The organism is Comamonas sp. SCN 65-56 (genome assembly GCF_001724135.1).
In the GTDB taxonomy this organism is placed as follows: domain Bacteria; phylum Pseudomonadota; class Gammaproteobacteria; order Burkholderiales; family Burkholderiaceae_C; genus Comamonas_C.
The window spans coordinates 38012-48160 of record NZ_MEDS01000014.1 but is presented as its reverse complement, the minus strand read 5'-3'; the positions used below and the strand labels follow the sequence as shown (position 1 = coordinate 48160).

Here is a 10149-nt window from a genome sequence, read left to right as displayed (position 1 = left end):
CCGGTGAAGGCCGCAGCGCTGCTGCTGGTGGGCGACCTGTACGCCAACAGGGAAGCCCTGGTGGAGCGCCCGCTGTCCAAGAACCCGACGTTTGAACGCCTGCTGGCACCGTACCGGGTGTACGCATGAAGGCCGGGGATCTGACGCAGCGCGTGACGGTGGAGCGCTTCACCAGCACAGTGGACGGCTGGGGAACCCCTATCGAGAGCTGGGCACCCCTGTTCACCTGCTGGGCGGCTGTAGAGCCGCTGGTGGGCCGGGAGTACATCGCGGCGCAGGCGTTGCAGTCTGAGGTGACGACGCGGATAAGGATGCGCTTTAGGCCATGGATGACGGCGCAGGATCGGGTGATCCACGGTGGCAAGACCTACAACATCGTGAGCCTGGTGGACGTTCGCTCAGGTCATCGGGAGCTGGTGCTGATGTGCAAGGCCGTGGGGTAGGGCAGGCGTGTGCAAACGCCTTTTCTATCGGCAGCAAAAGCAGACTGCCGTAACATCAAAATATCATAATGTGAAAAGCTGATGCACACAGTTTGCACACGACCTACCCGCAAACCCGCATGAATGTTGGTTAATCGCAACTGTCCATCATCGGTGCCACGCAAAGGCGCCACGGATTGCGGCCGGCGGCGGTGATGTGAGGGGTCTTGCTGGTTTGGAGCACGCCGTATTCTAACGTTTTCATGCTGCAGCGCTTGATCACAAAGCGCCACAAGCTATGAAAACAATAGTATCAGGCGGCAGCTTCCAGACCGTTGGCGAAGTGCGCCTGCATGGCCTGCGCGGCAGCCTCGGGCCGGCGTGCCTTGAGCGCGGCCATGATCGCGCGGTGTTCGGCAAGTGAGTCGGCGATGCGCCCGCGCTTGAACAGCGAATTGTGGCGGTTGAGCTTCATCACCTTGCGCAGGTCGGCGGCCATTTGCTCGCGCCAGCGGTTGTCGGCCAATTGCAGCAACTGCATGTGAAAGCGCTCGTTGAGCGCGAAGAAGCGCTCGCGCTCGCCCGTCGCCTGCTCAAGTTCGTCGTGCAGCGCCTCAAGGCTGGCGAGGTCGGCGCTGCTGGCGCCGCGCGCGACTGCTGCTGCGGCGTCGCTCTCCAGCAGCGAGAGCAGGTGGTAGACGTCGCGCAGGTCCTTGTCCGAGGTTTCAGTGACGTAGGCACCGCGGCGCAGCTTCATCGTGACCAGCCCCTCGGTGGCGAGCACCTTGAGCGCCTCGCGCAGCGGCGTGCGGCTGATGCCGAATTCCTCGGCGATTTTCAGCTCGTCTATCCAACTGCCGGGCTCCAGCTCGCGGTGGAAGATGCGCAGGCGCAGCTGCTCTGCGACCTGTTCGTAGAGCGCGCGCGGGGCAAGCGTGGCGGTGGACATGGGGCGACTGTAACCCAAAAAGAATTAAAAATTAATAATTACAAATCGGGTAAACTTGAGGCATTCGTACATTCAGGCCCGGCAGAGCGCCAGAGGCCGAACATTTTCACAGCCAAGCGAGCAGCCACCATGAGCGACTCCCAACCTTCTTTTGCGCCCGCCGACCTTGCCGCCTGGGCCAAGGCCGCCGCCAAAACCGCGCCAGGCGGTGACCTGAACCAGCTCAACTGGGTGACGGCCGACGGCATTACGGTGAAACCCCTGTACACCGCTGCGGACACGGCGGCGCTGCCGTATGCCAATACGCTGCCGGGGTTCGAGCCCTATCTGCGCGGTCCGCAGGCGACGATGTACGCGGGCAGGCCGTGGACGATTCGCCAGTACGCGGGCTTTTCCACCGCTGAGGAGAGCAACGCCTTCTATCGTAAGGCGCTGGCGGCAGGCGGGCAGGGCGTCTCGGTGGCGTTCGATCTGGCGACGCACCGCGGCTACGACAGCGACCATCCGCGCGTGACCGGCGACGTGGGCAAGGCGGGCGTGGCGATCGACAGCGTGGAAGACATGAACGTGCTGTTTGACGGCATTCCGCTGGACAAGGTCAGCGTCAGCATGACGATGAACGGTGCGGTGCTGCCGGTGCTGGCGGGCTACGTGGTGGCAGCAGAGGAGCAAGGCGTGCGCCAGGACCAGCTCTCGGGCACCATTCAGAACGACATTCTGAAAGAGTTCATGGTGCGCAACACCTACATCTACCCGCCGCAGCCGAGCATGCGCATCGTGGGCGACATCATCGAGTACACGGCGCGCCACATGCCGAAGTTCAACTCGATCTCGATCAGCGGCTATCACATGCAGGAGGCGGGGGCGAACCAGGCGCTGGAACTGGCCTTCACGCTGGCCGACGGCAAGGAGTATGTGAAGACCGCGATCGCCAAGGGCATGGATGTCGATGAGTTCGCCGGGCGCCTGAGCTTTTTCTGGGCGATCGGCATGAATTTCTATCTGGAGATCGCCAAGATGCGCGCCGCGCGCCTGCTGTGGTGCCGCATCATGAAGGGCTTTGACGCGAAGAAGGCCAAGAGCCTGATGCTGCGCACGCACTGCCAGACCAGCGGCTGGAGCTTGACCGAGCAGGATCCGTACAACAACGTGGTGCGCACGACCATCGAGGCCATGGCGGCGGTGTTTGGCGGCACGCAAAGCCTGCACACCAATTCGTTTGACGAGGCGATCGCGCTGCCGACCGAGTTTTCCGCCCGCATCGCGCGCAATACCCAGCTCATCATCCAGGAAGAAACGCACATCACGAACGTGATCGACCCCTGGGCGGGGTCCTACATGATGGAAAAGCTCACGCAGGACATGGCGGACGCGGCGTGGAAGATCATCGAGGAAGTCGAGGACATGGGCGGGATGACGGCAGCGGTCGATAGCGGCTGGGCCAAGCTCAAGATCGAGGCGGCGGCGGCCGAGAAGCAGGCGCTGATCGACTCGGGCAAGGAGGTCATCGTCGGCGTCAACAAGTACAAGCTGGCCAAGGAAGACGCGGTGGACATCCTGGAGGTGGACAACGTGAAGGTGCGCGAAAGCCAGATTGCACGCCTCAATGATTTGAAGCAGAAACGCGATCCAGCCCAAGTGGAGCAAGCGCTGGCAGCTCTCACGAATGCAGCAAAAACCGGCGAGGGCAATTTGCTCGATTTGTCCATTCAGGCGATCCGCCTGCGCGCCACCGTGGGTGAGGTGAGCGATGCGTTGGAGAAGATTTTCGGGCGCCACCACGCCGATACGCAAAAGGTGACCGGTGTGTATGCAGCCGCTTATGATTCTCCAGAAAGCTGGAACGCCATCAAGGCCGAGATCGACGCCTTCGCCCAGGAACAGGGCCGCCGCCCGCGCGTGATGGTCGCCAAGCTGGGGCAAGATGGGCACGACCGCGGCGCCAAGGTGGTGGCTACTGCGTTTGCCGACTTGGGCTTTGACGTGGACATCGGCAGCCTCTTTCAGACCCCCGAGGAATGCGCGCGCCAGGCGATCGAGAACGACGTGCACGCGATCGGCGTCAGCACGCTTGCGGCGGGGCACAAGACGCTGGTGCCCGCGATCATCAACGAACTGAAGAAGCAGGGCGCGGATGACATCGTCGTCTTCGTCGGCGGCGTGGTGCCGCGCCAGGATTACGACTTCCTCTACCAGGCGGGTGCCAAGGGCATCTACGGGCCGGGTACGCCGATCCCGGCATGCGCCAGGGATGTACTGGAGAAAATCAAGGCGGCGCTTGCTTGATATCCGCGTTCGAGATACAGTAATACCGTATTTCAACTGGAGGGTGCATCATGGCTGTTTCCGTTCGCATGGAGCCTTTGCTGGAAAAACGCCTTGAGTTGGCGGCGCAGCAAAAAGGCATCACCAAATCGCAGTTCATCATCGATGCGGTGGAGCGTGCGCTGGGAAGCAAGGATCCGTATGCGCTGATGGTGGCGCTCAAGGCCGAGGAACGCACCAAGGCTTATCAGGCCGATGGCAGTGCTTTTGCCGACCGGGAGTTGCCCTATGACACTGAAGGGTCTCGGGTGGCCTTGATCGCGCGGCTCAAAGCCAAGCACGGTATTGCCTGATGGCTGCGGCACTGGTCGATGCGAGTGCGATGGTGGCCGTGTTTGGCATGCACCAGGCGCGTGCGCAGCATTACGCCGAGTTGTTTCAATTGGCTGCGGCTGAACGCTGGGCCTTGTCTACCACCTGGCCTTGCGTGGTCGAAGCCAGTTATCTGTTGCAGCCGCCACAACGCTATACCTTTTTGCGATGGATAGGCGCGGCAGCAGTGTCGGTGTTTCCGTTTTCACAGGCTGATTTGACGGAGTTCATTCCCTTGATGGATCGATACACCGAAACCCCACGCACCGAGATGGATCTGGCCGATGCATCGCTGGTCTGGCTGGCGGCGCAGACGGGTGTATGCACCGTTTTCACTCAGGATGTGCGCGATTTTTCTCGCTACCGCCTGCCAGATGGCCGGGCTTTCGAGATTCTTTGATACGTTGAGCGTATTTCATTGCGACCAGGGACACAGGCGGATGGCGACGACACGAGAAAAAAAAGGCCCGAAGTTCGTGCAGTGGTTCGGGCCACTGCTCGATGCGCTGAGAGAGCTTGGCGGGTCAGCCACGCCCAAAGAAGCGGTTGATGTGGTAGCTCGCCTTTGCTCTGTGCCTGAAAAGCAGAGGGAAGAGACACTCAAGACGGGGATGGAGCGCTTTGCCAATCAAGTCTATTGGGCGCGACAGTACCTGGTCTGGGCGGGGTTGATCGAGAGCGGAAAACGTGGGGTTTGGGCGCTGACGTCCCAAGGTTGGAAAACACACCTGGACAGCGCTGAGGCGTTGAACCTTTTCGATCGGCTGCGACAGCAACAAATCGTGGCCCAGAAAAAGGGTGCGAGTTCCGGTGCCCAACCCGATCCTCAATCTGTAGAAAACGAGGACAGCGAGCAGTCGGACGAAGAGAACGAACTCGGGCGTTTTCTTGCGGTACTGCATGGACTTTCGCCAAGTGGCTTCGAGCGACTCTGTTTGCGTCTGCTGAGAGAAGCGGGGTTCGACCGGTTGGAAGTGACGGGTCGTTCCAATGATGGCGGCGTCGATGGCGTGGGCGTGCTGCAGGTCAATGATCTGGTGAGCTTCAATGTCGTATTTCAGTGCAAGAAGTGGGCGAATTCGGTACCTCCCAAGGAAGTTCGAGACCTGCGAGGTGCGATGGCTGGGAGAGCCGATAAGGCGATTTTCCTGACGACGAGCCATTTTTCCAAAAGCGCCAAGGATGAGGCAACGCGCGCGGGTGCCGACCCTGTCGAATTGGTTGACGGCGAGAAGCTCTACGGCATGTTCAAGAAGTACGAACTCGGACTGCTGCCGCGCACGGTGCATGACATCGACGAGGCTTTTTTTGAGCTTTTCAGGACATGAACAACTCGGAAATCCTGAAAGCCTTGGCGGCGTCGATACCCATGCGCCGCCGCGCCATGGCCAAGGCCATCACGCTGCTGGAATCCACCCGCGCCGACCACCGCGCGCAGGGCGACGAGTTGCTCACCGCCTTGCTGCCGCAGACGGGTCGTGCGCTGCGCCTGGGGATCAGCGGCGTGCCGGGCGTGGGCAAGTCCACCTTCATCGAGGCACTCGGCCTGTATCTTACCGCGCAGGGGCTCAAGGTCGCGGTGCTGGCGATTGATCCATCTTCCACCGTCTCGGGCGGTTCCATCCTGGGCGACAAGACGCGCATGCAGCAGCTTTGCAGCGAGGAAAACGCCTACATCCGCCCCAGCCCCAGCAGCGGCACGCTGGGCGGCGTGGCCGAGAAAACGCGCGAGGCCATGCTGGTGTGCGAGGCCGCGGGCTACGACGTGGTCATCGTCGAGACCGTGGGCGTGGGCCAGAGCGAGACCGCGGCGCACGGCATGACCGACATGTTCTGCGTGCTGCAACTGCCCAACGCAGGCGACGATTTGCAGGCGATCAAGAAGGGCGTGATGGAGCTCGCTGACCTGGTGGTGGTCAACAAGGCCGACATCGACCCGAGGGCTGCGATTCGCACGCGCACGCAGATCACCTCCAGCCTGCGCCTGATGGCGATGCAGGGCAACCCGGCGCATGCGCAGAATGATCCGCAGCGCTGGCACCCCAAGGTGATCACGATCAGCGCCTTGAAGGGCGAGGGCGTGCAGGATTTCTGGGCGGCGGTGAGTGAATACCGTGCGCTGCAAACGGCCAATGGCGAGATCGCCGCGCGGCGTCAGCAGCAGGCGCTGGCGTGGATGTGGGAGCGCATCGACGCCGGGCTGCGCACGGCGTTTCGCAGCCATCCTGCCGTCGCCGCGCTGCTGGTGCAAATGCAGTCGGACGTCGTCGCGGGGCGCATTGCCGCCAGTACTGCGGCAAGAAATCTGCTCTCAGCGCAAGCAGGACAAGCGCTGGCAGCTATCGATTGAAGAGTCAAACCATTTCAACCAAGGACGCAAGCATGCAGACCATCCTGGAACAACTGGAGCAAAAGCGCGAACTCGCGCGCCTGGGGGGCGGGCAAAAGCGCATCGATGCGCAGCACGCCAAGGGCAAGCTCACCGCGCGCGAGCGCATCGAGCTCCTGCTGGACGAAGGCACGTTTGAAGAGTGGGACATGTTCGTCGAACACCGCTGCGCCGACTTCGGCATGCAGGACAACAAAATCCCGGGCGACGGCGTGGTGACGGGCTACGGCATGATCAACGGGCGCCTGGTCTTCGTCTTCAGCCAGGACTTCACCGTGTTTGGCGGCGCGCTTTCCGAGGCGCACGCCGAGAAAATCTGCAAGGTGATGGATCAGGCCATCAAGGTGGGCGCGCCGGTGATTGGCCTCAACGACTCCGGTGGCGCGCGCATTCAGGAGGGCGTGGCGTCCCTGGGTGGCTACGCCGAGGTGTTCCAGCGCAACGTGCTCGCCAGCGGCGTGGTGCCGCAGATCAGCATGATCATGGGCCCGTGCGCGGGCGGCGCGGTGTATTCGCCTGCGATGACCGACTTCATCTTCATGGTCAAGGACAGCAGCTACATGTTCGTGACCGGCCCCGAGGTGGTCAAGACCGTGACGCACGAAGAGGTCACGTCCGAGGAGCTGGGCGGCGCCGTCACCCACACCACAAGGAGCGGCGTTGCCGACATGGCGTTCGAAAACGACGTGGAGGCGCTTTTGATGCTGCGTCGCCTGTACAACTACCTGCCGCTGAACAACCGCGAAAAACCGCCGGTGCGCCCGAGCAAGGATCCGATCGACCGCGCCGACCTGAGCCTCGATACCCTGGTGCCGGCCAACCCCAACCAGCCCTACGACATGAAGGAGCTGATCCTCAAGACCGTGGACGACGGCGACTTCTTCGAGCTGCAGCCCGACTACGCGAAGAACATCGTCATCGGGTTCGGGCGCATGGACGGCCACCCCGTGGGCATCGTCGCCAACCAGCCGCTGGTGCTCGCCGGCTGCCTGGACATTCGCAGCTCCATCAAGGCCGCGCGCTTCGTGCGCTTTTGCGATGCCTTCAACATTCCCATCATCACTTTCGTGGACGTGCCCGGCTTCATGCCCGGCACCTCGCAGGAATGGGGCGGCATCATCCGCCATGGTGCCAAACTCTTGTTCGCCTACGCCGAAGCCACGGTGCCCAAGGTGACGGTGATCACGCGCAAGGCCTACGGCGGCGCGTACGACGTGATGAGCTCCAAGCACCTGCGCGGCGACGTGAACCTGGCCTGGCCCAACGCCGAGATCGCCGTCATGGGCGCCAAGGGCGCGGTGGAGATCATCTTCCGCCAGGACAAGGGCGACCCGGAAAAGCTCGCCGCGCGCGAGGCCGAATACAAGACCCGCTTCGCCAACCCCTTCGTCGCAGGTGCGCGCGGCTTCATCGACGACGTGATCCAGCCGCACGAGACGCGCAAGCGCATCTGCCGCTCCCTGGGCATGCTGCAGAACAAGCAACTCGAAAACCCGTGGCGCAAGCACGGCAACATGCCGCTGTGAGCAGGCGAGGAGAACCACCATGTTTGAAAAAATCCTGATCGCCAACCGTGGCGAAAACGGCCACGGAGTGGGCGTTTCTGCACATTGCATGGCACGCGAAGCGGGCACGGGCGATTTCGCCACGGAGAACCACCATGTTTGAAAAAATCCTGATCGCCAACCGTGGCGAAATCGCCTGCCGCGTGATTGCGACGGCCAAGAAGATGGGCATCGCCACCGTGGCGGTCTATTCCGACGCCGACAAGGAGGCGCGCCACGTCAAGCTCGCCGACGAGGCGGTGCACATCGGCCCGGCGCCCTCGCGCGAGTCCTACCTGCAGGCCGACAAGATCATTGCCGCGGCCAAACAGACCGGCGCGCAGGCGATCCACCCGGGCTACGGCTTCCTGAGCGAGAACGAGGGCTTTGCGCGCCGCGTCGAAGAAGAGGGCCTGGCCTTCATCGGCCCCAAGCACCACGCGATTGCCGCGATGGGCGACAAGATCGCTTCCAAGAAGCTGGCCAAGGAAGCGGGCGTGAACTGCATCCCTGGCTGGAACGAAGCCATCGATTCGCCCGAACACGCGGTGGAGATCGCCAGGGACGTGGGCTATCCGGTAATGATCAAGGCCAGCGCCGGCGGCGGCGGCAAGGGGCTGCGCGTGGCCTGGAACGACCAGGAGGCGCACGAGGGCTTTGCCTCCTGCAAGCACGAGGCGCTGTCGGCCTTTGGCGACGACCGCGTGTTCATCGAAAAATTCGTGCAGCAGCCGCGCCACATCGAAATCCAGGTGCTGGGTGACGGTTTCGGCAATGTCATTTATCTGAACGAGCGCGAATGCTCGATCCAGCGGCGCCACCAGAAGGTGATCGAGGAGGCACCTTCGCCCTTCATCTCCGAGGCGACGCGCAAGGCCATGGGCGAGCAGGCGGTGCAGCTGGCCAAGGCGGTCAGGTACCAGAGTGCGGGCACGGTGGAGTTCGTCGTCGGCAAGGATCAGGATTTCTACTTCCTGGAGATGAATACCCGCCTGCAGGTGGAGCACCCGGTGACCGAGAGCATCACCGGACTGGACCTGGTGGAGTGGATGATCCGCATCGCCGCGGGCGAGCAGCTCACCCTCACGCAGTCGCAGGTCAAGCGCGAGGGCTGGGCCATCGAGTGCCGCATCAACGCCGAAGACCCGTTTCGCAACTTCCTGCCCTCCACCGGGCGGCTCGTGCGCTTCGAGCCGCCCGAGCAGACCATGTTCCAGGCCGACATGGACAAGCGCTACGGCGTGCGGGTGGACACCGGCGTGTACGAGGGCGGCGAAATCCCGATGTACTACGACTCGATGATCGCCAAGCTCATCGTGCACGGGCAGGACCGCGCCGACGCCATCCAGAAGATGCGCGCCGCGCTCAACGCCTTCGTGATTCGCGGGGTGATGAGCAGCATTCCCTTCCAGGCGGCGCTGCTCGGCCATCCGGACTTTGCCAGCGGCAACTTCAACACCGGCTTCATCGCCGAGCACTACCCGCACGGCTTTCGCGCCGAGGACGTGCCGCACGAGGACCCGGACTTCCTCGTCGCGCTGGCCGCCTACATGCACCGGCGCTACCGCGCGCGCGCCTGCGGCATCAGCGGGCAGATGGTGGGGCACGAGATCAAGGTCGGCGAGGCCTTCACCGTCGTGGTGCTGGGCGCCGAAGGCCAGCACGTGCCGCATGAGGTGAGCGTCACCGACTATGTGGACCAATCGGGCTCCAGCGCAGTGCTGGTGGGCGGCAAGAGCTATCGCATCAGTAGCAGCGCGCACCTGGGCAGCATCCGTGTGCAAGGCGCCTGCAACGGCAAGGGCTTCACCGCCCAGGTCGAGCGCGGCCTGGCCGGCAACCCGCTGGCGCTGCGCATCATCCACGACGGCACGCAGATCGACGCGCTGGTGCTCACGCCGCTGCGCGCCCGGCTGTTCGCGCTGATGCCCTACAAGGCGCCGCCGGACATGAGCAAGTACGTGCTCTCGCCCATGCCCGGCCTGCTGGTGCAGGTGGCGGTGCAGCCGGGGCAGAAGGTGCAGGCGGGCGAGCGCGTGGCGGTGATCGAGGCGATGAAGATGGAGAACGTGCTCTTTGCGAGCAGCGACGGCGTGGTCAAGGAGATCAAGGCCGCGCAGGGCGAGAGCCTGGCGGTGGATCAGCCCATCGTCGAATTTGAATGAGAAGGCTGTAGCGCTTTCCAAACAAGCGCTTCAAGCGGTTTTT

The 10149-nt window shown here is 63.0% G+C and carries 11 protein-coding genes; 10 read left to right on the top strand and 1 reads right to left on the bottom strand.

Annotation, left to right across the window (positions count from 1 at the left end; genetic code table 11):
* Nucleotides 1–3: 3 nt before the first annotated feature.
* Together ABS45_RS09950 and ABS45_RS09945 are read left to right on the top strand one after the other, a co-directional pair.
* On the top strand, nucleotides 4–129 hold the full coding sequence (locus ABS45_RS09950) for a head-tail connector protein (RefSeq protein ID WP_291555340.1): 126 nt from the start codon (nucleotides 4–6) through the stop codon (nucleotides 127–129).
* Nucleotides 126–443, top strand: a complete 318-nt coding sequence (locus tag ABS45_RS09945; RefSeq protein ID WP_291555334.1) for a phage head closure protein — start codon at nucleotides 126–128, stop codon at nucleotides 441–443. The genes ABS45_RS09950 and ABS45_RS09945 overlap by 4 nt, the downstream gene beginning before the upstream one ends.
* 292 nt (nucleotides 444–735) lie before the next feature.
* On the opposite strand, the gene ABS45_RS09940 is transcribed toward ABS45_RS09945, so the two are convergent.
* Entirely contained in the window at nucleotides 736–1371 is a 636-nt protein-coding gene (locus ABS45_RS09940; protein ID WP_291555333.1) for a GntR family transcriptional regulator, read from the bottom strand.
* 129 nt (nucleotides 1372–1500) lie between these two features.
* On the opposite strand from ABS45_RS09940, the gene scpA reads away from it, so the two are divergent.
* From scpA to accC, 8 genes are read left to right on the top strand one after another with little or no spacing between them, the layout of a single operon-like run.
* A complete protein-coding gene (gene scpA, locus ABS45_RS09935) occupies nucleotides 1501–3657 on the top strand; it encodes a methylmalonyl-CoA mutase (RefSeq protein WP_291555332.1) in 2157 nt (718 codons plus the stop codon).
* A 50-nt stretch (nucleotides 3658–3707) separates the two neighbouring features.
* A complete protein-coding gene (locus tag ABS45_RS09930) occupies nucleotides 3708–3989 on the top strand; it encodes a hypothetical protein (RefSeq protein ID WP_291555330.1) in 282 nt (93 codons plus the stop codon).
* Nucleotides 3989–4408 (top strand): PIN domain-containing protein, encoded by a 420-nt coding sequence (locus ABS45_RS09925; protein ID WP_291555328.1) that lies wholly within the window; start codon nucleotides 3989–3991, stop codon nucleotides 4406–4408. The genes ABS45_RS09930 and ABS45_RS09925 overlap by 1 nt, the downstream gene beginning before the upstream one ends.
* A gap of 40 nt (nucleotides 4409–4448) precedes the next feature.
* Complete coding sequence (locus ABS45_RS09920) at nucleotides 4449–5336, top strand: restriction endonuclease (RefSeq protein ID WP_291555326.1); 888 nt, start codon at nucleotides 4449–4451, stop codon at nucleotides 5334–5336.
* Nucleotides 5333–6358 carry a methylmalonyl Co-A mutase-associated GTPase MeaB gene (gene meaB / locus ABS45_RS09915; RefSeq protein ID WP_291555324.1) on the top strand — a complete coding sequence of 342 codons (1026 nt, stop codon included), beginning with the start codon at nucleotides 5333–5335 and terminating at the stop codon, nucleotides 6356–6358. The genes ABS45_RS09920 and meaB overlap by 4 nt, the downstream gene beginning before the upstream one ends.
* A 32-nt stretch (nucleotides 6359–6390) precedes the next feature.
* Nucleotides 6391–7923, top strand: coding sequence for an acyl-CoA carboxylase subunit beta (locus ABS45_RS09910; RefSeq protein ID WP_291555323.1), 1533 nt, complete (start codon nucleotides 6391–6393; stop codon nucleotides 7921–7923).
* A 19-nt stretch (nucleotides 7924–7942) separates the two neighbouring features.
* Nucleotides 7943–8065 carry a hypothetical protein gene (locus ABS45_RS09905; protein ID WP_255437656.1) on the top strand — a complete coding sequence of 41 codons (123 nt, stop codon included), beginning with the start codon at nucleotides 7943–7945 and terminating at the stop codon, nucleotides 8063–8065.
* Nucleotides 8058–10106 carry an acetyl-CoA carboxylase biotin carboxylase subunit gene (accC, locus tag ABS45_RS09900; RefSeq protein ID WP_291555320.1) on the top strand — a complete coding sequence of 683 codons (2049 nt, stop codon included), beginning with the start codon at nucleotides 8058–8060 and terminating at the stop codon, nucleotides 10104–10106. The genes ABS45_RS09905 and accC overlap by 8 nt, the downstream gene beginning before the upstream one ends.
* Nucleotides 10107–10149: the final 43 nt, after the last annotated feature.